The sequence below is a fragment of the Kribbella sp. NPDC050124 genome, assembly GCF_044460355.1.
Taxonomy (GTDB): Bacteria; Actinomycetota; Actinomycetes; order Propionibacteriales; family Kribbellaceae; genus Kribbella.
In genome coordinates, this window is sequence record NZ_JBITJU010000001.1 from 635654 (window position 1) to 657553 (window position 21900).

At 67.9% G+C, this 21900-nt stretch carries 23 protein-coding genes; 14 read left to right on the forward strand and 9 right to left on the reverse strand.

Annotated elements, in window-relative coordinates:
- The first annotated feature begins 6 nt into the window (after positions 1-6).
- Entirely contained in the window at positions 7-1149 is a 1143-nt protein-coding gene (locus tag ACIBL3_RS03205; protein ID WP_396351509.1) for an FAD-dependent oxidoreductase, read from the forward strand.
- A 105-nt stretch (positions 1150-1254) separates the two neighbouring features.
- The gene (locus ACIBL3_RS03210; RefSeq protein ID WP_396351510.1) at positions 1255-2919 is read left to right on the forward strand and encodes a M14 family zinc carboxypeptidase; all 1665 of its coding nucleotides are present in this window, start codon (positions 1255-1257) and stop codon (positions 2917-2919) included.
- Here ACIBL3_RS03210 and ACIBL3_RS03215 read toward each other — a convergent pair.
- Positions 2916-3917: a LacI family DNA-binding transcriptional regulator gene (locus tag ACIBL3_RS03215; RefSeq protein ID WP_396351511.1), complete on the reverse strand. Its 1002-nt coding sequence runs from the start codon at positions 3915-3917 to the stop codon at positions 2916-2918. The two genes, ACIBL3_RS03210 and ACIBL3_RS03215, sit on opposite strands and share 4 nt — an antisense overlap.
- Positions 3918-3942: 25 nt before the next feature.
- On the reverse strand, positions 3943-4317 hold the full coding sequence (locus ACIBL3_RS03220) for a VOC family protein (protein ID WP_396351512.1): 375 nt from the start codon (positions 4315-4317) through the stop codon (positions 3943-3945).
- 93 nt (positions 4318-4410) lie between these two features.
- Between ACIBL3_RS03220 and ACIBL3_RS03225 the strand changes: the two genes are divergently transcribed.
- The 10 genes from ACIBL3_RS03225 to ACIBL3_RS03270 all read left to right on the forward strand — a co-directional run bounded on the left by ACIBL3_RS03225 (position 4411) and on the right by ACIBL3_RS03270 (position 15098).
- Positions 4411-5904 (forward strand): alpha-N-arabinofuranosidase, encoded by a 1494-nt coding sequence (locus tag ACIBL3_RS03225; protein WP_396351513.1) that lies wholly within the window; start codon positions 4411-4413, stop codon positions 5902-5904.
- A 26-nt stretch (positions 5905-5930) separates the two neighbouring features.
- On the forward strand, positions 5931-7262 hold the full coding sequence (locus ACIBL3_RS03230) for an extracellular solute-binding protein (RefSeq protein WP_396351514.1): 1332 nt from the start codon (positions 5931-5933) through the stop codon (positions 7260-7262).
- Between the two features lie 3 nt (positions 7263-7265).
- On the forward strand, positions 7266-8207 hold the full coding sequence (locus ACIBL3_RS03235) for a carbohydrate ABC transporter permease (RefSeq protein ID WP_396351515.1): 942 nt from the start codon (positions 7266-7268) through the stop codon (positions 8205-8207).
- Positions 8204-9031 (forward strand): carbohydrate ABC transporter permease, encoded by an 828-nt coding sequence (locus tag ACIBL3_RS03240; RefSeq protein ID WP_396351516.1) that lies wholly within the window; start codon positions 8204-8206, stop codon positions 9029-9031. Before ACIBL3_RS03235 ends, ACIBL3_RS03240 begins: the two co-directional genes overlap by 4 nt.
- Positions 9032-9057: 26 nt before the next feature.
- Positions 9058-11277: a family 43 glycosylhydrolase gene (locus tag ACIBL3_RS03245; RefSeq protein WP_396351517.1), complete on the forward strand. Its 2220-nt coding sequence runs from the start codon at positions 9058-9060 to the stop codon at positions 11275-11277.
- Between the two features lies 1 nt (position 11278).
- A complete protein-coding gene (locus tag ACIBL3_RS03250; RefSeq protein WP_396351518.1) occupies positions 11279-12271 on the forward strand; it encodes a glycoside hydrolase family 43 protein in 993 nt (330 codons plus the stop codon).
- A gap of 118 nt (positions 12272-12389) precedes the next feature.
- Positions 12390-12794 carry a hypothetical protein gene (locus ACIBL3_RS03255; RefSeq protein ID WP_396351519.1) on the forward strand — a complete coding sequence of 135 codons (405 nt, stop codon included), beginning with the start codon at positions 12390-12392 and terminating at the stop codon, positions 12792-12794.
- On the forward strand, positions 12791-13165 hold the full coding sequence (locus tag ACIBL3_RS03260; RefSeq protein ID WP_396351520.1) for a helix-turn-helix domain-containing protein: 375 nt from the start codon (positions 12791-12793) through the stop codon (positions 13163-13165). The genes ACIBL3_RS03255 and ACIBL3_RS03260 overlap by 4 nt, the downstream gene beginning before the upstream one ends.
- A gap of 181 nt (positions 13166-13346) precedes the next feature.
- Positions 13347-14120: a hypothetical protein gene (locus ACIBL3_RS03265; protein WP_396351521.1), complete on the forward strand. Its 774-nt coding sequence runs from the start codon at positions 13347-13349 to the stop codon at positions 14118-14120.
- Between the two features lie 63 nt (positions 14121-14183).
- Positions 14184-15098: a hypothetical protein gene (locus ACIBL3_RS03270; protein WP_396351522.1), complete on the forward strand. Its 915-nt coding sequence runs from the start codon at positions 14184-14186 to the stop codon at positions 15096-15098.
- On the opposite strand, the gene ACIBL3_RS03275 is transcribed toward ACIBL3_RS03270, so the two are convergent.
- Complete coding sequence (locus ACIBL3_RS03275) at positions 15085-16467, reverse strand: PLP-dependent aminotransferase family protein (RefSeq protein WP_396351523.1); 1383 nt, start codon at positions 16465-16467, stop codon at positions 15085-15087. The two genes, ACIBL3_RS03270 and ACIBL3_RS03275, sit on opposite strands and share 14 nt — an antisense overlap.
- Positions 16468-16521: 54 nt before the next feature.
- Here ACIBL3_RS03275 and ACIBL3_RS03280 point away from each other — a divergent pair, with 54 nt between their 5' ends.
- The gene (locus ACIBL3_RS03280) at positions 16522-17238 is read left to right on the forward strand and encodes a pyridoxamine 5'-phosphate oxidase family protein (protein ID WP_396351524.1); all 717 of its coding nucleotides are present in this window, start codon (positions 16522-16524) and stop codon (positions 17236-17238) included.
- On the opposite strand, the gene ACIBL3_RS03285 is transcribed toward ACIBL3_RS03280, so the two are convergent.
- The 5 genes from ACIBL3_RS03285 to ACIBL3_RS03305 all read right to left on the reverse strand — a co-directional run bounded on the left by ACIBL3_RS03285 (position 17214) and on the right by ACIBL3_RS03305 (position 20895).
- Entirely contained in the window at positions 17214-17996 is a 783-nt protein-coding gene (locus ACIBL3_RS03285; RefSeq protein ID WP_396351525.1) for an ABC transporter permease, read from the reverse strand. The two genes, ACIBL3_RS03280 and ACIBL3_RS03285, sit on opposite strands and share 25 nt — an antisense overlap.
- Positions 17993-18943, reverse strand: a complete 951-nt coding sequence (locus tag ACIBL3_RS03290; RefSeq protein ID WP_396351526.1) for an ATP-binding cassette domain-containing protein — start codon at positions 18941-18943, stop codon at positions 17993-17995. The genes ACIBL3_RS03285 and ACIBL3_RS03290 overlap by 4 nt, the downstream gene beginning before the upstream one ends.
- Positions 18944-19081: 138 nt before the next feature.
- A complete protein-coding gene (locus ACIBL3_RS03295) occupies positions 19082-19606 on the reverse strand; it encodes an EXLDI protein (protein WP_396351527.1) in 525 nt (174 codons plus the stop codon).
- A gap of 60 nt (positions 19607-19666) precedes the next feature.
- Entirely contained in the window at positions 19667-20281 is a 615-nt protein-coding gene (locus ACIBL3_RS03300) for a hypothetical protein (RefSeq protein WP_396351528.1), read from the reverse strand.
- Between the two features lie 20 nt (positions 20282-20301).
- Positions 20302-20895, reverse strand: coding sequence for a hypothetical protein (locus ACIBL3_RS03305; RefSeq protein ID WP_396351529.1), 594 nt, complete (start codon positions 20893-20895; stop codon positions 20302-20304).
- Positions 20896-20976: 81 nt separating this feature from the next.
- On the opposite strand from ACIBL3_RS03305, the gene ACIBL3_RS03310 reads away from it, so the two are divergent.
- Entirely contained in the window at positions 20977-21423 is a 447-nt protein-coding gene (locus tag ACIBL3_RS03310; protein WP_396351530.1) for an Lrp/AsnC family transcriptional regulator, read from the forward strand.
- 206 nt (positions 21424-21629) lie between these two features.
- Here ACIBL3_RS03310 and ACIBL3_RS03315 read toward each other — a convergent pair whose 3' ends face one another.
- Entirely contained in the window at positions 21630-21890 is a 261-nt protein-coding gene (locus ACIBL3_RS03315; protein ID WP_396351531.1) for a cell division protein CrgA, read from the reverse strand.
- Positions 21891-21900 lie beyond the last annotated feature (10 nt).

Genomic DNA, 21900 nt, shown 5'->3' on the forward strand with positions numbered 1-21900 from the left:
GCGACGATGACTCCGAAGAGTGCAGACGTTGTGGTGGTAGGCGCGGGCCCGGTCGGGCTCGCTGTGGCGGCCGGGCTGCGGCTGCACGGACAGTCCGTGGTGGTGGTCGACAAGCAGGCCGAGGGCTCGAACACCTCGCGTGCCTCGGTGATCCACGCCCGGACGCTGGAGATGCTCGAGCGGATCGGCGTCACCAAGCGGCTGGTCGAGCTCGGCCTGGAACTGCAGGACTTCGCGATCCGCGACGGCGACCGCCGACTTGTCCCGGTCAGCTTCCGCGACCTGCCCACGGACTACCCGTTCACGCTGATGATCCCGCAGTGGCAGACCGAGCAGGTCCTGCTCGAGCGCCTCGAGGAGCTCGGTGGGACGGTCCTGCGCCCGTACGCCGCCGTCGGCCTGACGCAGACCGCGGACGGCGCCGAGGTGACGCTGGACAACGGCGACGTGATCCAGGCGCAATACGTCGTCGCCGCCGACGGCATGAACAGCACGATCCGCGAGCTGGCCGGGCTGCGGATGCCGGGCAACACCCTGCAGTTGAACTTCAGCCTGGTCGACGTCCGCGTCGACGGCCTGCCGGTCGAGGAGGTCTCGCTGTCGTTCGCGACCGCGGGCCTGCTGGTGATCGCGCCGCTGCCGGACGGATCGTTCCGGCTGGTCGCGTCGGTGGATCAGGCGCCGGAGCACCCGGATCTCGCCTACGCCCAGCAGTTGCTGACCGCTCGCGGTCCGCGGAAGTCGGCGCCGAAGGTGACCGAGGTGGTGTGGGGCTCGCGGTTCCGGATCCACGAGCGGGTGGCGGAGAACTACCGCGCCGGACGGGTGCTGCTGGCCGGCGATGCCGCGCACACCCACAGCCCAGCCGGCGGCCAGGGCATGAACCTCGGCCTCCGCGATGCGATCACTCTGGCCGAGGCGTTGTCCACAGCCCTGGCCAAGGGCGACGAGTCGGAGCTCGACACGTACGCGGCGACGAGTCGCACCGAGGCGCTCCGCGTGGTCGGGCTGGCGCATCGGCTGACCCGGCTGGCCAATGTCCCGCGTCCGATCCGCCCGCTGCGCAACGCCGTACTTGGGCTGGTCGGGAGGCTGAACAAGGCGCAGACCGGGCTGGCCAAGCAGTTGGCCGGGATCCCTGACCGCTGATCCCCGAAGGTTGTCCCTCGCGGAACCGCCGAAAGCTTCCCCGGGCCGAGGCCGAGCCCTACCCTCCAGTTACCGCATGCGACAACTCAACTACTGGAGGTCATCGTGTTCCGCCCCAACCGATGGACTCGCATCATCCCGTTGGCACTGGCGGCCGTCCTCGCCGTCGGTGCCGTCAACCAAGTGCAGGCCTCGGCGCCACCGGACCGGAAGGCAGTCGCGGCCGAAGCCGGCGAGCTGGTCCAGCTGATCCGGGTCGGCACCGCGACCGATGCCGACCGCAAGCGACTGACGACCCTCGATCTCGACCTGGCCGAGTCGTCCGGTCCCGGCTACACCGATGTGGTTGCCTACGGCAACGGCGACTTGAGGTTTCTGAAGGTCGCCGGGTTTCGCTGGTCGGTGCTCGAGGACGACCTGGCCGGCGCGGATCGCGAACGGGAGAAGGCGGATGCCGCCTACGCCCGCGCCGTCGCGGCCAAGAAGGTCGCAGCCACGCTGCCCAGTGGACGGACGTCGTACCGGCAACTTGCCGACTACAACAATGACCTGTCGAGTCTCGCGCAGCAGTACCCGACCAAGGCGAAACTGTTCACGCTGAAGGAGAGCTCGCTGGAGAACCGGACGATCCGCGGCCTGGAGATCAGCCGGAACGTCAATGTCAGCGACGGAAAACCGGTCTTCCTGATGCTCGGCCTGCACCACGCTCGGGAGTGGCCGTCAGGTGAGCTGACCATCGAGTTCGCCTACGACCTGCTGAAGAACGACGGTGTCGACAGCCGGATCACCAACATCCTGGACAAGGCTCGCGTGGTCGTCGTACCGGTGGTGAACCCGGACGGGTTCAACCTGAGCCGGACGCTCGGGTACGAGATGAAGCGCAAGAACTGCCGGATCGTCAACGGTCAGTTGCCGACCAGCGGGCAGTGCGCGCAGTCGTCGAACCAGTCCCGCGGCGTCGACCTGAACCGCAACTACTCCGGCTTCTGGGGTGGTCCCGGCGCGTCGACCAGCCTGACCTCGGAGACCTACCGGGGTGCGAGCGCGTTCAGTGAACCCGAGTCGCGCAACATCCAGGCGCTCGTCTCGAAGCACCAGGTGACCACGCTGATCACGAACCACACGTACTCGAACCTGGTCCTCCGCGAGCCCGGGTACGCCGGTGCGCCGCAGACGCCGGACGAGTCGATCTACAAGGCCCTCGGCGACCAGATGGCCGCGCAGAACGGATACCGCAGCCAGTACAGCTACCAGCTCTACGACACCACCGGCGTGACCGAGGACTGGTCGTACTACGCGACCGGCGGTCTCGGATTCACCTTCGAGCACGGTGCGAACAGCTTCCACCCGGCGTTCTCGAACGTGGTGAACTACTACTTCGGCTCAGGAAGTACGGCGGGCAAGGGCAATCGAGCCGCCTTCCTGCTGGCAGCCGAGAGTACGATCGACCCGGCGCGGCACTCGGTGATCACGGGAACCGGCCCGGCGGGCGCCGTACTGCGGCTGAAGAAGCCGTTCACCACCAAGACCTGGAACGGGACGCAGGTGCCCGACGTCCTCGAGACCACGATGGTCGTGCCGACCGGTGGCACCTACACCTGGCACACCAACCCGTCGAGCCGGCCGATCGTCGTCCAGGAAGGCGGAACGGAGAACTGGATGCTCACCTGTGAGCGTCCGGACGGCCAAGTGCTGGAGTCGCGCTCGATCACGGTCGCCCGCGGCGCAAGTGTGACCGCCAACCTGGTCGCCTGCGCAGCCGTCTTCTAGCCGGCGGTCGACTCCCGGATCTCCAACGTGTAGGGCACGCTGAGGTCGCGACGTGCGGCCTCGGCGTTGCCGGAGATGCGCTCCAGCAGGAGAGCGACCGCGTTCTCCGCCAGCCACTCCTTGTCCGGCGAGATCGTGGTCAGCGACGGCGAGTGGTAGCGGCCGTCCTCGATGTCGTCGAACCCGACGACTGCAACGTCGTCCGGCACCTTCAGCCCGGCGTCGGCCAACGTACGCAGGGCTCCGAGCGCAAGCAGGTCGTTGAAGCAGAACACGGCATCCGGCGGCTCGGGCAACGCCAGCAGCTCCCGCATCGAGGCCGCGCCGTCCGGCCGGTGGTACCCGGTCCCGGCCAGCTCCAGCGCCGGATCATGTGGCAACCCGGCGGCCTTCAACGCCTTCCGGTAACCCTTCCGCCGTACGGCGCCAGTGCCTGCGCCGCCGCCGACGCCGATGGCCGCGATCCGGCGCCGGCCGATCGAGATCAGGTGCGTGGTCGCGTCGAAGGACGCCTTGACCGAGTCCACCGCGACGTGGTCGAAGGTGCCGCCGGCGGGCCGTTCGCCCAGCAGGACCAGTGGTTTCGCGGTCCCCGCCGTACCGATCTTGGCCGGTGCGGTGGTGATCGGGGAGAAGATGATGCCGTCGATCAGCTGCCCGCGCATCCCGTCCAGGACCAGCTTCTCGGCCCCGGACTCGCCCTCGGTCTGGTCGATCAGCACGGTGATCCCGCGCTTCTTCGCGGCCCGGCTGATCGCCGCGCCCAGCTCCGCGAAGTACGGCGAGGCCATCTCCGGGATCGCCAGCGCGATGAAGTCCGACCGGCCCTTGCGCAGCGAACGGGCGCTCACGTTCGGCTTGTAGTCCAGCGCCGCGATCGCGGCCTCGACCTTCGCCCGGGTCTGCGAGGTGATGTGTGGATAGTCGTTGATGACGTTCGACACCGTCTTCACCGACACACCGGCGCGTGCCGCGACATCACTCAGCCTGGTCGTCATCCGTACCTCCGTCTCACCTGGCGTGTCACCCGGCGCCTCCCGAGTGTGCCACGGCCGGGACGAAACAGAACTCGTTGCCTTCCGGATCGGACAGCACGGTCCAGTGCGGCAGCTCCCGGACGACCGCCGCGCCGGCCTTGAGCAGCGACTGCAGGTCCTCGTCCTCGCCGGAGACGTCGAGGTGGATCCGGCCCGGCGGCTTGAGCTCCTCGGCCGGTGTGATCCAGACGTGGAAGCCCTCGCGGGCGCCGAGCAGGACGGACTCGTCGTCGTCCAGCGAGTGCGAGGACAGCGACTTGACGTCGTCCGGGTGCACGGGCAGGCCGGTGGCCAGGCTCCAGAACGGCGCGAGCAGGTACGGATCGCGGCAGTGGATCACGACTGACTGGATTCTCGGCATGTGACTCAGTGTGCGCGCTCCGAACCCTTTACAGCAGATGTCAATCGTTGTAGAAATCCGGGTTAAACGATGTAAAGACTGCTGGGAGGCTCTGTGGCACGGCTTGTGGTGGATCCGGCGTTCGTCGTCGGGGCGCTCGACCGGCGGCTGTTCGGCTCGTTCGTCGAGCACATGGGACGTTGCGTCTACACCGGGATCTACGAGCCCGGGCACCCGTCCGCGGACACCGACGGTTTCCGTCAGGACGTGCTGGAGCTGGTCCGCGAGCTCGGCGTCAGCACCATCCGCTACCCCGGCGGCAACTTCGTCTCCAACTACGACTGGGAGGACGGCGTCGGCCCGAAGGACCAGCGGCCCCGCCGGCTCGACCTGGCCTGGCGGGCGATCGAGCCGAACCAGTTCGGCACCGACGAGTTCGTCGCCTGGTCCCGCAAGGCCGGCGTCGACCCGATCTGGGCGGTGAACCTCGGCACCCGCGGGATCAAGGAAGCCGTGGAGCTGCTCGAGTACTGCAACCTCCCGGCCGGCACCGAGCTGCCCGACCGCCGGGTGGCCAACGGCAACCCCGAGCCGCACGACATCCGGGTGTGGTGCCTCGGCAACGAGATGGACGGTCCGTGGCAGATCGGCCACAAGACCGCCGAGGAGTACGCCCGGCTCGCCGAGGAGACCGCGAACGCGATGCGCCGGGTCGACCCCGGGCTCGAGTTCGTCGCCTGCGGTTCCAGCAACGCCGGGATGCCGACCTTCGGCGAGTGGGAGCGCGTCGTCCTGGAGCGCACCTACGACCTGGTCGACCACATCAGCCTGCACGCGTACTACGAGCCGCGCGACGGTGACCAGGCCAGTTTCCTGGCCGCTGCCGAGGAAATGGACCGGATGATCACCTCGGTGATCGCGACCGCCGACCACGTCAAGGCGCTCAAGCGCAGCGACAAGGAGATCACCTTGTCGTTCGACGAGTGGAACGTCTGGTACCAGCAGCACTTCCCGGGCGAGCTCGGTCTCGGCATCCGCGAGGTGAGCCCGCTGATCGAGGACACCTACACCGTCGACGACGCGGTGGTGGTCGGCAGCCTGCTGATCACCCTGCTCCGGCACGCGGACCGGGTGAAGATCGCTTGCCTCGCGCAACTGGTCAACGTGATCGGCCCGATCCGCACCGAACCCGGCGGCCGGGCCTGGCGGCAGACCATCTTCCACCCGTTCGCGCTGACCGCGAGGTACGCCGGCCCGACCGTCCTGCAGACCGCGGTCACCGGCGGGCCGGACGTGGACACCGCCGCGTTCGGCCGGGTTCCGGCGCTGTGGAGCACAGCGACGTACGACGAGAACACCGGCGAACTCGCGGTGTTCGTGGTGAACCGGAGTGAGACCGACAAGGTCGATCTCGACATCCCGCTGCCGCCTGGGTATCGGGTCGTCGAGCATCTGGCTCTCCACGACGACGATCGCGCCGCGGTGAACACCGCGGACGATCCGGACCGGGTGGTGCCCCGGGCCGTCGACGGCACGGAAGTCGTCGACGGCAACTGCACGGCCACGTTGCCCCCTGCCTCGTGGCACCTACTGCGTCTGTCCCAGTGATGGCGCTCTCCCCTGGAAGGAACACCATGAACACGATCAGCCGGCGACTCGTCCTCAGTGGTCTCGGCGTGGCCGGAGCGGCCGGCATCCTGGCTGGCTGCGGCGAGGGCTCTGCCGGGAAGCCCGGTAGCGCGGGCCAGGCCACCGGCGACGGCGGCGCCAAGGGCTACGACGGCCCGACCGTCGAGCTCGATTTCTGGAACGGCTTCACCGGCGGTGACGGCCCGTTCATGCGCAAGCTGGTCGACCAGTTCAACAGCGAGCACAGCAACATCAAGGTCAAGATGACCGTGATGCAGTGGTCCGACTACTACACCAAGCTGCCCACCGCGGTGAGCAGCGGCCGTGGTCCCGCGGTCGCGATCATGCACGTGGACTCGCTGGCCACCAACGCGGCCCGGAACGTGATCGAGCCGCTCGACGACGTGGCCAAGTCGCTGAACCTGCAGCAGGCCGACTTCGCCGACGTGGTGTGGAAGGCCGGCGAGTTCAACGGGAAGCGGTACGGCATCCCGCTCGACGTCCACCCGCTCGGGTTCTTCTACAACAAGGCCTTGATGCAGACGGCCGGCCTCGACCCGGAGAAGCCGCCGACGACCGCGGACGAGTACGCCGCGGCGCTGGACGCGCTGAAGGGCAAGGGCATCCAGGGCCACTGGGCCACGCCGTTCCCGTTCACCGGCGTCCTCACCGTGCAGGCGCTGCTGTGGCAGTTCGGCGGCAACCTGTTCAACGACGACTCGTCGAAGGCGGTCTGGCACGAGGAGCCGGGCGTCAAGGGGCTCAGCTGGTTCGTCGACCTGGTGAAGAACGGGCACAGCCCGAAGAACGTCGCCCAGGACGCGGACAACATCGCGGTGATGAACGGCAAGAACGCGTTCGTCTGGAACGGCATCTGGAACATCAACACGTTCAAGGAGAAGAAGGGCCTGGAGTGGGGCGTGGCCGCGCTGCCCACGATCGGCGACAACAAGGCCGCCTGGGCCGGATCGCACCAGTTCGTGCTGCCCAAGCTGAAGACCCCGGACCAGAACAAGTCGACCGCGGCGCGGGTGTTCGTCAACTACGTCAGCCAGAAGTCGCTGGAGTGGGCCAAGGGCGGTCAGGTGCCGGCCCGCAAGCAGGTGCGGGAGTCGGCCGAGTTCAAGGCCCTGCCGGAGCAGGCGGCGCTGGCCACCCAGATCGACGACCTGCATTTCCCGCCGCCGGTGCCGGGGATCGGTGACGCGCTGAACGAGATGAACAAGGCGGTCAACGAGGCGGTGCTGCTGAAGGTCGAGCCGGCCAAGGCGCTGAGCGACGCGGCGGCCCGCGCGGACAAGATCCTCGAGGCGAACCGCAAGAAGTACGGCGCGTAGGCCATGGCAGTCCAGGCAGAAGCGGGTGCGATCAGCAGACGTCGCACCCGCGCTTCCTCCGCCGTGCGCGGGTACGGGCGGGCCACGCCGTACCTGTTCCTCGCGCCCTATCTGTTGCTGTTCCTGCTGTTCGTGGTCGGGCCTGCGCTGTTCGGGCTCTGGATGAGCCTGCACGACTGGGACTTCCAGTTGCCGGGCAAACCGTTCGTCGGGCTGCAGAACTACCAGGACCTGTTCGACCCGTTGTCGGCGACCGCCGAGCCGTTCTGGCACGGCATGCGGGCGACGGGCATCTTCACGGTCGCGTCGGTGCCGTTCCTGGTGGCGGTGCCGCTCGGCCTGGCCGTGCTGCTCAATCGCAAGTTCCCCGGGCGGACGTTCTTCCGGGCGGTGTACTTCGCGCCGTTCGTGCTCGGCGTCGCGGTCATCGGCCTGATGTTCCGGTACATCCTGGACACCAACTTCGGCATCCTGAACGCGTTCCTCGAGGTGTTCGGGCTGCCCGAGATCGGCTGGACGAACGACCAGCCGTGGGCGTGGATCTCGCTCGTCCTGGTGACCGTGTGGTGGACGGCCGGGTTCAACTCGATCATCTACCTGGCCGGGCTGCAGGACATCCCGGCCGAGCAGTACGAGGCGGCCGCGCTGGACGGGGCAAGCCGTTGGCAGCAGTTCGTCCACGTCACGCTGCCGGGACTGCGTCCGGTCACGGTGTTCATCGTCACGATCACCCTGCTGGCCAGCGCGAACATGCTCGGCCAGTCGATGCTGATCACCCAGGGCGGACCGGGCGACTCGACCACGACCGCGCTGATGGTGATCACGTCCACCGGCTTCAGCCAGTTCCGGATGGGCCAGGCTGCCGCGATGAGCTACCTGCTCGCGGCCGCGCTGGCGATCGTCTCGCTGATCGCCTTCGCGTTGATGAGGGAGCGTAAGTCATGAAGCGCCGACCGTCGGTCGCGTTCTGGGTGCTGGTGATCCTGCTGACCCTGCTGGTGATCGTCCCGCTGCTGTGGATGGTGATCACCTCGTTCAAGACCGTCGGCGAGTCGCAGGCCGACCCGCCGTCGCTGATCCCGCAGGACCCGACCGGCCGGGCGTACGGCGAGATCCTCACCACCGGCGGACAGAACCCGGTCCTGCGGTGGGCGCTGAACAGCTTCGCCGCCGCCACGCTGCACGCCGTACTCGTCGTGGTGGTCGCGTCGATGGCCGGGTACGCGCTGGCCCGGATGAGCTTCCGGTTCAAGAACGCGATCTTCAGCGTGATCCTGCTGACCCTGTTCGTCCCCGGCTTCGTGTTCCTGATGCCGAACTACCTGCTGATGGACCAGTTCCGCTGGCTGGACACGCTCTGGGCACTGGTGGTCCCGGGCGCGGCCGGCGCCTTCGGGGTGTTCTTCATGCGGCAGTTCTTCCTGGCCATCCCGAAGGAGCTCGAGGAGGTCGCGCTGATCGACGGCGCGAACGCCTGGACCATCTTCACCCGCATCATCCTGCCGAACGCGCGGCCCGCACTGGCCACCCTGACCGTGCTGTCGTTCCTGTCGAACTGGAACGACTTCGTCTGGCCGCTGTTCGTGCTGTTCAGCCCGGAGCGGCTCACCCTGCCGGCCGGTCTGTCCTTGCTCCAAGGGGCTTACACGACCGACTACCCGGTGATCATGGCCGGCGCGACGGTGGCCGCCGTACCCGTCCTGATCCTCTACGTGTTCGTCCAGCGGTACGTGATCGAAGGTGTCGCGCGTAGCGGCATCAAAGGTTGATATCCGTTCCAAGAAGGGACCCGCCTGTGCCCTCCAAGAAAAGACGCATGCTGGCCGCGGCGCTAGCCGTGGCTGCGGTAGCAGCCGGTACGTCGGCTGCCACCGCGGCGCCGGCTCCAACCACGACCAACGACATCTCGTCCACCTTCGCCGACACGTTCGCCGATCCGTCGATCATCCAGGGCCGCGACGGCTACTGGTACGCGTACGCCACCTCCGACCCGCTGGTGGCCAACGGGCCGTTCGGCTTGATGCACATCGCCCGGACCAAGGACTTCAGCTCCTGGGAGTACCTCGGCACCGTCTTCAACGACCAGACCAAGCCCGCCTGGGCAGCGCCCGGATCGTTCTTCTGGGCGCCAGACATCCGGTACTTCGGCGGCCGGTACGTCATGTACTTCACCGTCACCGACACCGCGGCCAACCCCGGCGGCGATCCCGCGATCGGCGTGGCCACCGCCCCGACCCCGGCGGGACCATGGACCGCCACCGACGGCCCGGTGGTCACGCCCAAGCCGGACGGCAACGGCGGCTACTTCGGCACCATCGACCCGGCGATGCTGACCGCCGCCGACGGCAAGCGGTACCTGTACTACGGCGGCTTCTACGGCGGCATCTCCGTCACCGAGCTGACGCCGGACGGCCTGCACGCGGTCGGCTCACCGACTCAGGTGACCGTTGGCGACCGCTATGAGGGTGCGTACGCCGTCTACCGCGACGGCTGGTACTACCTGATGGGCTCGTCGATGAACTGCTGCGCCGGACCGACCACCGGCTACTCGGTCTTCGCCGGTCGCTCCCGCTCGCCGCGCGGGCCGTTCGTGGACGCCGACGGCGCCGCTATGACGGACTCGCGGGTCGGCGGTACGACGGTCATCACGCAGAACGGCAACAAGTGGATCGGCCCGGGTCACCACGCGTTCATGACGGACGCCGCCGGGCAGGACCACATCGTCTACCACGCGATCGACCGCGCGAAGCCGTGGCTGACCAACCCGTTCGGAATCAACCGGCGGCCGATGCTGATCGACCGGATCGACTGGATCGACGGCTGGCCGCGGACCCGAGCCGGTCTGGGCCCGTCCGAGGGACCGGTGCCGGCGCCGACGACCGGATCCGGGCTTGGCATCGACGCTGCGGACCCGGCTGGTGGGTTGATCGGTGCGACTTCTTCGCCTGGTGACGCGCTCGGTGGGCCTACCGCGTCGATCTCCGGAGCGGCACGGACCAAGCAGTCGGCTCCTGGTGGGTCGGTGCGGGTCGAGGCCGACGTGCGATTGGGGAACTCGTTCTCGACGGTCCTTGGCGGTGGCCAGGTGATCGCGTCGGTGTCCGGGTCCAAGATCACCGTTGTGGCTGGCCGACGTACTGCGTCTGCTGCGTTGCCTGCGGACTTCGATCGGTCCGGCTGGAACAAGCTGAGCGTGCAGGTGTCGGGGACTTCGGTGACTGCGCGGCTCAACGACGTCGGGCTGGGTGACGTGTATGCCGAGGCGCAGCTCGCCGTACCTGGTCTGTCGCTGAAGTCGGCGCCGGTGGCGTGGCTTGGGTCTGCTGAGGTGGACAACCTGACGGTGCGGCCGGTGGCGGCTCCGGTACGGCGACTGGCCGACGTACCGCGGCCCGGGGACATGCTGTCCGGTGACGAGTTCGATGGGTCGCTGGGATCGGACTGGTCGTGGGTGCGGCAGGACGAGAAGGCGGTTGTTGCTGACGGCAAGTTGTCGTGGCCGTTGCAGAACGCCGACCTGGTCGGTGGCGGGAACACCGCCGGGCTGCTGTTCCACAGCACACCGGCAACCAAGAGCTGGATCGCGGAGACCAAGTTGCACCTCGACACCGGTGAGGGCGACATCCGCAACTACCAGCAGGCCGGGATGATCGCGTACCTGAACGACAGCGACTTCGCGCGGCTCGGCAACGTGTCGATCTGGCGGACCCGGCAGACCGAGTTCGGTCGCGAGCTGGTGGCACGGCCTTCCGACGGGGCGACGTCGTACGGCGCCGCCGCGATCGGGCGATCGGCTCCGACGCTGTGGATGCGGCTCGCGTACCACGAGAACGCCGCGGGTGAGCACGTCTACCGGGCGGCGACGTCGGTGGACGGGAACAAGTGGACCTGGGGCGCGTCGTGGGTGCTGCCGGCCAAGGCGCAGTTGGGTCTGTACGCGCATGGCGAGTTCACCGGTGCGGCTGTTCCGCCGGTGGCGACGTTCGAGTACCTGCGATTCTTCGAGAGCAAGTGAGATGAGGCGTCGGCTGGGGTTGCTGCTGCTGTTGCTGGTTGTGGCCGGCTGCAGCGACCCCAGCCCGACGCCGACGGGAGGAGCGACGACGGTGGGTTTCACGAACCCGGTGTACGACCAGAACTTCGCGGATCCGCAGGTGATTGCCGTGGACAACGGCTACTTCGCCTTCGCGACGAACGGCACGCTCGGCAACGTCCAGACGCTGAAGTCGGCGGACCTGGTGTCGTGGGAGCAGGTCGGGGACGCGCTGCCGTCGCTGCCGGGGTGGACGACGCCGGGCAAGGTGTGGGCTCCGGAGGTCGCCGTACATGCTGCCGACCGGTACGTCATGTACTACACGACGTCCGACGACGCGTCCGGGCGGCAGTGCATCGGGGTCGCGGTGGCTGCCGCGGCGACAGGTCCATATGTCGACAAATCGTCCAAGCCGTTGATCTGTCAGGTGGCCGAGGGCGGGTCGATCGACGCGTCGCCGTTCCAGGACTCCTCGGGGAAGCGTTGGCTGTACTGGAAGAACGACGGGAACGCGATCGGGGTCGACACCTGGATCTACGTGTCCGAGCTCTCCACCGACGGACTGACGCTGGTCGGTCCGACGCATCGGCTGATCAAGCAGGATCTCGAGTGGGAGGGCGATCTGGTCGAGGCTCCGTACATGGTGGAACGGGGTGGCAAGTTCCATCTCTTCTACTCCGCCAACGCCTACGACAAGTCGACGTACGCCGTCGGCCACGCCCTCTGCACCACCCCCACCGGCCCTTGCAAGAAGTCCGGCGACCCCATCCTGACGACCACCGACGACGCCGCCGGCCCCGGCCACAACATGGTCCTCACCAAAGACAACCGCGACTGGTTCATCTACCACGCCTGGGACCCCGCAGCCGTAGGCACAGACCCGCCCGGCCGAACCATGTGGCTCTCCGAACTCACCTGGACCAACGACACCCCAGCAGTCCAACCCCCGGTGACATCCAACCCCACCCACCCGTAAACCCCCACGCCAGCTCGCCAACGGGGCCGAAGGTAACGGTTCTCGCAAAGTGGTTGCCGCTACGGAGCCCTGTGGATATGGTTTTGAAGTCATATGACTTCAGTGTCATAGTCATGCGATGCAGATCGACTGGCCGGCGGAGTTCGACGCCTGGCTCGATGACCTCGAGGCGCGGGTCGAGAAGGGAGAGGACCATGCGAAGCAAGTCCTCATCCTGGTCACCGCCGCGCTCAAACATCTCCAGGAACTCAAGGAGCCACCCACACGGGACACGGAGACCGCGACGCTTCGGTGGGTTCGGCAGTCGAAGCGGTATCTGTTGTGGAGGGTCTCGCATCCGTACCGGCCAGGAGTCGCCGTACGCCTCATCTGCTGGTTCCCGCCGGACGCCGACACTGTCGTCGTCGCACTGTTCGCGGGTGACAAGGCGAGGATCGGTGACGTCTTCTACAACTCCGTCGGCGCACGTGCGGACGGTCTCATCGATCAGTGGAAACGAGAAGCGATGAGGGGGCGGGCATGAGTGGGAAGAAGTCCGAGCGCAGAAGCTTTGTTCGGGGTAATGCGCGGGTCGACCGGTTGCTGGCTCGGTCGGAGGTTGCGGCTGGGGTTGCGGAGGTTGAGGCCGAGGCTCGGGAGATGGATCGGGTCTATGCCGAGAACCTCGCGATGATTCGCAGGGCGGGCGACCTGACGCAGGTGGAGGTCGCGGAGAAGCTCGGTGTCGGGCAGGCGGTGGTGTCCCGACTCGAGCGCCGGAACGACATGCTGCTGTCGACCCTGGCGGACTACCTCCACGCAACTGGCGCAGAGAACCCTCGCATCGTCGCCGTCCTCAACGGCATGGAAGTCGAACTCGACCTCGACCAATTCCGCGAGCCCCGCCTGGCGTGAAGCCCCGCTCGCCGGCGAACAACTTCTGCGCTGGCCTCTGCATCAAGGTAGGTGGAGGTGGGCCATGGTGCGGCGGTGGGTTGCTTGGGGTCTGGCTGGGGTGGTGGCGGGGGTCGTTCTGTCGCCGGTTGGTGCGGGTGCGGAGGGGGCGGCTGGGGCTTGTAGTTTGCGGGTGGGGGTGGTGAATGCCAGAGGGGGGCACGTCAACACCGGGGTGCAGGCTGGTACGCCGCCCGGGGAGACGGACAGTCAGTACACGTGGGATGTGTTCGCACCCGGCTCGGTTCGGCTGAGTAGCACCACGATCCGCGAGCCGAACGTGGTCGGGCCGGATGTCGCGGGGTGGGTGGTGCAGGGGGACGTGCTGTCCCGGGTCGCCTACTCGACCGACGAGTACGGGCAAGTGGTCGGCGCGGTCAGGTTCAGCCGGGTCGGTGGTGGGTGGACGAGCTTCACTGCGCTGGAGGTGGCGCAGACGGCGCAGCGGGCGACGGCGTACGGGTTGCGCAGTGACGGGGTGCTGTTCCGGTGGAACGTCACCAGCAGCGGATGGCGTAGCGCCGGCTCCGCCCCAGGATTCGGGTCGGTCAAGGCGATGGCGCTGATCAGCAAGACCAGCACCTACGACACGTTCCTGGTGAACCTCCGTGGCGGCGCGCTCTACACCGTCCGGATCCCGACGGCGTCGCCGATGAAGCCCGTGGTCAAGCAGGTCCGCAGCAGGTCCTGGCAGGGCTTCGAGGCGCTGGTCGCCGGCAAGTGCGGTCAGTACGGCACTCTGCTCCTTGGCATCGACAAGGACACCAAGCAGGGGTACCTGTACGCCGTCGGTCACGCCAACGGGACCGCCACGGTGATCAACTCGATCGGCAAGGTCGGCTACGAGGCCTTCCCCGATCCGGTCTACTTCCGCTGGGGCGTCGTACCCGAGTTGGATCCCCTCAACGGGGCATAACTTCCCGGGCGCCGGCGGCATCAATGCGGGTAGCAATCTCTCTCGACGAACTGGGGAACGACCTTGAAGCGATTGAGTGTGGTCCGGAGCGGACTCTCGCTGGCTGCGTTGGCTGTGCTGTCGGCAACAGTGTTCACCTGGCCGGGGCAGGCGGCCCAGGCGGGTTCAGCCGCGGCCTGCAACCTCGGGATCCAGTCGGTGAACACCGCCGGCGACCAGCCGGGAAACACTGTCGAAGCCAGTACGCCGCCGAGCATGCGGTCGACGGGAATCACCGACGGCGTCTACCAACCCGGACAGGTGCGGCTCAGCACCACCGCCGTCTTCGAACCCAACATCGCCGGCACCGACGTCTCCAGTTGGGTGGTGCAGGGCGACAGCCTGTACTTCAGTTTCTACGCGACCAACGACCTCAGCAACAAGACGCTGCAGCGGATCGGGGGCGGCTGGACGAACTTCACCGCGCTCGAGATCGCGCAGTACGACGAGGGCCCGGACGGATCGGCGCACCACAGCCTCGCCTACGGGCTGCGGAACGACGGCACGTTGTTCCGCTGGAACGTGGCCGGTGGGACGTGGCGGGCCGCCGGGTCCGCGGCCGGCTTCGCCTCGGTCAAGTCGATGGCGTTGATCAGCAAGACCAGCACGTACGACACGTTCCTGGCGAACACCCGGGGCGGCGCGCTGTACACGATCCGGATCCCGGTGGCGTCACCGATGCAACCGGTGGTCAAGCCGGTGCGGTCCTCGACCTGGCAGGGCTTCGAGAAGCTGATCGCCGGCAAGTGCGGGCAGTACGGCACCCTGCTGCTCGGCATCGACAAAGACGGTCAGGTCGGTTACCTGTACGCCGTCGGTCACGCGAACGGCACGTCGACCGTGATCAATGCCCTCGGCAAGATCAGCGGCACCTTCCCCGACCCGGTGTACTTCCGCACCGGCGTCGTCCCGTACCTCGATCCGCTCAACGGCGACTGAGTACGTCGGTCAGGATGTCGAGCGCCTTGTGCAGGTTCTCGGTGGACGGAGTGGCGTAGCCGATGACGAGGCCGGGCGGGCCGGGGGTGGTACGGCGGTACTCGCTCAGCGGTGCGACCACCACACCGGCCTCGCGTCCGGCGACGGCCACTTGGCGGTCGTCGACGTGCTCCGGCAGCAGCAACGTGATGTGCAGGCCGGCGTCCTGGCCGATCACCTGACCGTACGGCGCCAGGACGGTGCAGGTGTGGGTACGGCGGTCGGAGTACAGCCGGCGGGATCGGCGAATGGCCTGGTCCAGGTAGCCGTCGCGGAGCATGGTCAGCAGCGCGGCCTGCATCGGCCAGCCAGGCCAGTCGCCGGACTCGGCGCGGAAGGTGGCGAGCCGGTCGACCATGGTGTCGGACGCGACCAGCCAGCCGAGGCGCAGCGACGGGCTCAGCGTCTTCGACAGCGTGCCGAGGTGGACGACGCGGTCCAGGTCCAGCTGAGCGAGGGCGGGTAGCGGCGCGACGTCGTACCGGAACTCGCTGTCGTAGTCGTCCTCGATCAGCATCGCCCCGGTCCGCCGCGCCCACCGGATCAGCTCGTTGCGCCGGGCAACGGGCAGTCGGCCGCCGAGAGGGTACTGGTGCGACGGCGTCACGTACGCCGCCGGTACGTCGTCGGTCAGCGCCGACACCTGCAGACCGTCCTCGTCCACCGGTACGTCGACGATCTCGAGCCGGTGGTCCCGGGCGGCGATCACGGCGTTCAGGTACCCGGGGTCCTCGATCGCGATCCGGTCGCCGGGCTGCCGGGTGACCGTGAGCAGCAGCCGGAGACCGTGGACGGTGCCGTTCGTGATCAGCAGGTTCTCCGGTCCGCACGCGATCCCGCGGACCCGGCGCACGTGCTCGGCGAGCGCCTCCCGGAGTGCGGGCGTCCCGGCGGCGTCGTCGTACCCGGGCGGCGGGGACTGCGTCGAGACCTCACGCCAGGCGCGGCGCCAACCGGGATCCGGCGTCGGGCCGATGTACGGGATGCCGGGTCGGAGCGTCAGCAGGGGCTCGGCGGGATCCGGCCGGGTTGCGGCACGTCGCCGTACGGCGGGCTGCAAAGGCGCGACGTCCGTCACGAAGGTGCCGGCGCCGGTGCGGCCCTCGATCCAGCCCTCGGCGTGCAGTTGGTCGTACGCCGCCTGAGCCACCGACCGGGACACGGACAGGTCCTTGGCGAGGTCCCGCGTGGACGGCAGCCGATGCCCGGCCGCGAGCCGGCCGTCCCGGATCGCGGCGCGGAACTGCTCGGCCAGCTGCAGGTGCAGCGGCAGCCGGTCAGCGCGATCGAGGATCAGCGGCAGCGAGCTCTGCACGAATGGACTACCCATTTCGATCGGGAATGGACCGTGCCAGCATGCCACTGAATCCAGCACTCTGGTGCCATGACCACTGGTGACCTGACCTGTACTCCGCTGCAGCCGACCGATCGGACCACCGTGCGTCGCTCCAAGGAACGGGCGGCCACCGAGCGTGAGGCCCTGTTCGACGTCCTGTTCGACGGGATGTTCTGCCACCTGGGCGTGGTGGTGGACGGCGACCCGCTCGTGCTGCCGACGGCGTACGGCGTGGACCTCGACCGCGGCCCGGACGGGACGCTGTACCTGCACGGTTCGGTCGCCGCCCGCAGTGTGGTGGCCGCGCCGCAGCAGACGATCTGCGTGACGATCACCCACACGGACGGGCTGGTGCTGGCCCGGTCGGGCTTCCACCACTCGGTCAACTACCGGTCCGCGGTGATCTTCGGCGTTCCCCGCCTGGTGACCGACCCCGACGAGAAGCTGGACGGCCTCAACTGCATCGTCGACCACCTGGTCCCGGGCCGCTCGAAGGCCGTCCGCCCACCCAACCGCAAGGAACTCGCCAAGACGTCCGTCCTGGCCCTCTCGCTCACCGAAGCCTCGGTGAAGGCCCGCTCCGGGCCGGCCAACGACGAGGAGGAGGATCTGGACCTGCCCTACTGGACTGGCGTGATCCCGCTCCAGGTCGTGGCCGGCGAACCGGTCACCAACCCTGACTGCGATCTGGCTGTCCCCCCGCACGTCCGCACCCGGGCGAACCTGCTCGGCGCGCTCTCTCAGGCCACTGTGCCCTTGTTGTAGCTCTTCTGGGCCCAGAAGTACCCGACGATGCCGATCGCCGCGCACCAGGCGAGGGCGAGCCAGCCGGTGCCGGTGTCGACCGGGGTGCCGATCAGCAAGTGCCGCAGGGTCTCGATGATCGGCGTGAACGGCTGGTACTCGGCGAACCAGCGGATACCGCTCGGCATCGCCTCCAGCGGGATGAAGGTGTTACTCAGGAAGGGCAGCAGCAGGCTGATCGGCAGCACGATGTTGCTCGCGCCCTCCGGGGTCTTGCTGGTCAGCCCGAGGGCGATCGCGAACCAGGTCAGGGAGATGGTCAGCGCGACCAGCAACCCGCCCGCGAGCAGCCACTCACCGAACGACGCGTTCGGGCGGAACCCGATCAGGACGGCGAAGCCGACCACGAGCGCCAGGCTGACGACCGTCAGGATCACGTTGCCCAGCACGTGCCCGGTCAGGAAGGCCGGCCGGAAGATCGCCATCGTGCGGAACCTGGCCACGATCCCCTCGGTCATGTCCATGCAGGCGGCGACCGCGGGTGACATCGTCCCGGACGCGATCGACATCAGCAGGATGCCCGGCGTGAGGAAGTCGATGTAGTCGAACCCGTTCGCGCCGCCGAGACCGGCCGAAAAGGTGTCGCCGAAGACCAGCCCGAACAGCAGGATCATCACGACCGGCATCCCGAGGGCGCCGAGCGACAGACCGGGGTAGCGCTGCGCGTGCCGCAGGTTCCGGCGCAGCATGGTGGCGGTGTCTTGGAGTGCGTAGCTCATTTCGGGGTCCCATCAGTCTGAAGAGCCGGCTGACCGGTGACGGCGAAGAACACGTCATCCAGGTCGGGGGTGTGGACAGTCAGTTCGTCGACCTCGAGCGAGGCATCGTCGATCCGGGCCAGCAGCGCCCGCAGCGAGTGCACGCTGCCGTCGTTCGGCACCTGCAGGACCAGCGACTCGTCATTCGGCATCGCGGTCGGCAGCACCTGGCCGGCCAGCGCGAACTCGTCCGGCGACGTGAACCGCAACCGGATGTGGCCGCCGGGCACGAGCCGCTTCAGCTCTTCCGCCGTACCCTCGGCAACCAGCCGGCCGTGATCCAGTACGGCGATCCGGTCGGCGAGCTGGTCCGCCTCCTCGAGGTACTGCGTGGTGAGGAAGACGGTCACGCCGCCGTCGGCGACCAACTGCCGGATCAGCTGCCACATGTTGTGCCGGCTGCGCGGGTCGAGACCGGTGGTGGGCTCGTCCAGGAAGATGATCCGCGGGTTGCCGACCAGCGTCATGGCCAGATCGATCCGGCGCTTCATGCCGCCCGAGTACGTCATCGCGAGCTTCTGGCCGGCCTCGACCAGGTCGAACTGCTCGAGCAGGTCGTCCGCCCGGCGCCGGGCCTCCCGGCGGCCGAGGTGGTACAGGTCGGCCATCATGATCAGGTTCTCGCGACCGGTGAGCAGGCCGTCGACAGCGGAGAACTGGCCGGTGACGCCGATCGCGGCGCGGACTGCCTCCGGGTCCTGGTGCAGGTCGTGGCCGGCCACCCGGATCGCGCCGGCGTCGGCGGCGATCAGGGTGGACAGGATCTGCACCGCGGTGGTCTTGCCGGCGCCGTTCGGGCCGAGCAGGGAGAAGATGGTGCCTTCGGCAACGTTCAGGTCGATGCCGTCGAGCACGAGCTTGTCGCCGTACGACTTGTGCAGCCCGCGCACGTCGATTGCTGATGACATAGGAGTTCCTTGGGTGATTTTGGGCAGGGCGAACCTGACCCAATGGCCTGAAGGGTCTGCGGAGGAGAGGATTTGGGCGTGCTGATCCAGCCGAGCCGCCAGGCGCGGTCGGTGGATCAGGAACGCTGGGTCAGGGGATCAGATGTCGAGGTCCTCCACCGCGGGTTGCTCGGCGGCTTCCTCGACGAGCTCGTAGAGGTCCTCGGGGATCAGTTCGCGTAGCTCCTCGACCGTGTCGACCACGTGCAGCGTGGCCTCGCCCTGCGCCATGCTCCAGGACTGGTCGGTGCTCCAGTTGCCGACCCAGGCGCGCCAGCCGGTCAGGTACTCCTCGTCGCTGGCGCCTTGGGTGATCTGGTTGCGGCGGTCCGCGTGCAGGACGAACTTGCCGGTCCGGCTGCGGTAGACCTTGAAGGCCTCGTAGCCGGACTTGCTGGAGCGGCCGCCTTCGGCGAGCAGCACGCCGGAGAACCGTTGCTTGCGACCGGTCCCCCGGCCGACTCGCACGGTGATCTCGTCGTACCCCTCGAGCCGGCCTTCCTCCATCTCGACATACTTGCGCAGCGCGACGGAGATCGCCGAGGACAGGTTCCCGGCGAGCTCCTGCGCCCGCTTGTACAGCGGCAGGTCGTCGTCCGACACGTAGATCGTCTTGTTGGGCATACTCTCTCTCCTCCTACGTAGAACTATACGTAGGAGGTGCGTAGATGTCTACATATATCTCTACGTAGACGCGGGCGAGTACAGCCAGGGCTGCTTGAGGTCGTAGAACGTGGGTGGCCCGGAGCTGAGCGACTGCATTTCGTCCATCTGCGCCTGCAGTTCCGGCGGTGGAGTCTTCTGCTCGCCCTCGCGGGCCTCGGCCTCGCTGGTGAAGTAGATGGCCATGGTGTAGGCGCCCGTTCCGTACATCGCGGTGAGACTGCCGATGACGTCGGGCCGGAAGTCGGCCCACTTGTCCGCGTCCTGGGCCATCAGCTCGCGGGCCCGCTCCGGGTTGCTCCCGCTCCCCTGCATGACCTGGACGAAGCCGGCGGCGTCGGGCTCACCGTGGAGGTCGAGGTCCACGTCCTCGCTGTCGTGGAACGTCGCGTCGCCGGTCAGCACCGACGCGAACTCGTGCCACCACTTGTCCTGCGCCGGTGACTCGCTGTTCTCCCGTGCTGCCGCGGCGGACTCGAACCGCGCCAGCGCGATGAACCGCCCGTCCTCGGTGACTCCGGCCGTCGTCCCCAGCCAGCCGGTCGCCTCGGGAGCCAGCTCCTCCATCCACCTGTCGAACGCGGCATGTGCCTGTTCGGCGTCCTGCACCTGTCCCTGAATGACCTGAACGAACATCGTGAGACCCTCCCCGTCTCTCAGGCCGCTGGTCGGCACTTCGACGTTACGCCCGCCTGCCACGCCCGGGCGAGCATCAGCAACCCCGCGACCACCCCGGTAGCCCCGAGCGTTACCAGCCGTACGTCGCCCTTCCACAGCCCGAACACGAACCAGCACGAGAGCTCGCCGACCACCAGCCCCCAGGTCCCCGTGGAGATCCCAGTCGGCCGTTCAGTCCGGTACGCCGTCCACAGTGAAGGCGTCACCTGGACGAAGGAGGCTGCGGCGAGCAGGGTGCCCAGCCCGACCCGCCCGCCGACGAGCGTCGCGACCATGAGCAGGCCAGCCCAGCCGCAGATCCATTCGATCGCACGCCGATTCACCGCGCCCCGCCGTACCAGCATCACCGAGACCGTCCCGGCCAGTACGGCGGCTGCCGTCGACGGCACGCTCGCGCTCCAGTAGCCCGACAGCATGAAGTACCCGAACCAGGCCGAGTTGTTGACGCTGGTCAGCGTCGCCCACGACCAGGACACCCCGGCCGTGTCGTTGGTCGCGCGCAGCTTGAGGATCTGCGGAAGGTACTGCGGGATGCCGAAGATCGCAGCGGCGATGGGCAGCAGGTCGAGCATGGCGCAAGATTACGTCCGATCCGGCGACGATATCGTGCGAATTCATGCTGGATCGAGCGCCTGCGCGATAGGATTCTTGCCATGGATGCGATTGACCGCAAGATCCTTGCGGTGCTGCAGGGTGAGGGGCGCCTGACCGTCACCGAGCTGGCCCAGCGCGTGGGGTTGAGCGCGGCGCCGTGCCATCGGCGGATGCGGGAGCTGGAGCGGGCCGGAGTGATCAGTGGATACCGGGCCGTCGTCGACCCGGCCACGGTCGGGCGCGGGTTCGAGGTGCTGGTCGCGGTGACGATGGACCGGGAGGAGTCGGTCGCGGGATTCGAGGCCGGGCTCGCGGAGATCGAGGACGTGGTGCACGCGGAGCGGCTGTTCGGGGAGCCCGACTACTTCATCCGCGTGGCGACGGCGGACATCGCGGCGTTCCAGAAGGTGCGGGACGAGAAGCTGGCCCGGTTGCCGGGCGTGCTGCGAATGACGTCGACGATCGTGATGATGAAGGTCGTGGACAACCGCCCGACACCTACGTGAACGGTGTGGAAACTGGCCCGCTCAAACCTCAGTTATCCACAGATTTTGAGGGATTCGGGCCGAAGATCGTGGAGAAACCGGGGGCGACCTGGGGACAAGTCGCCGAAAAGCTGTGCACAGCTGGGGATACGGGTGTGGATAACTTCACCCCTGTGATTCCGACACCCCGCTCACCGCCCTGAGCGGGGATCAACGTTCCGGAGGGTTCAGATCCACTGGGTGGAGACGACGAAGCCGACGGCGATCAGCCCCATGCCGATCAGCAGGTTCCAGTTGCCCAGGTCGTCCATCACCGGGATGTCCTGGCCGGCCACGTAGAAGACGACCAGCCAGGCGAGCCCGAGCAGCCAGCAGGCCAGCATCAGCGGCGCCACCCAGACGCGGCTGGTGGTGCGCGGCTTCTTCGGCGTCTTCTCCGCCTTGACCTTCTCGGTCTTCTTCTTGTTGCGACTGCTCGACTCGGGCACGACTGGACTC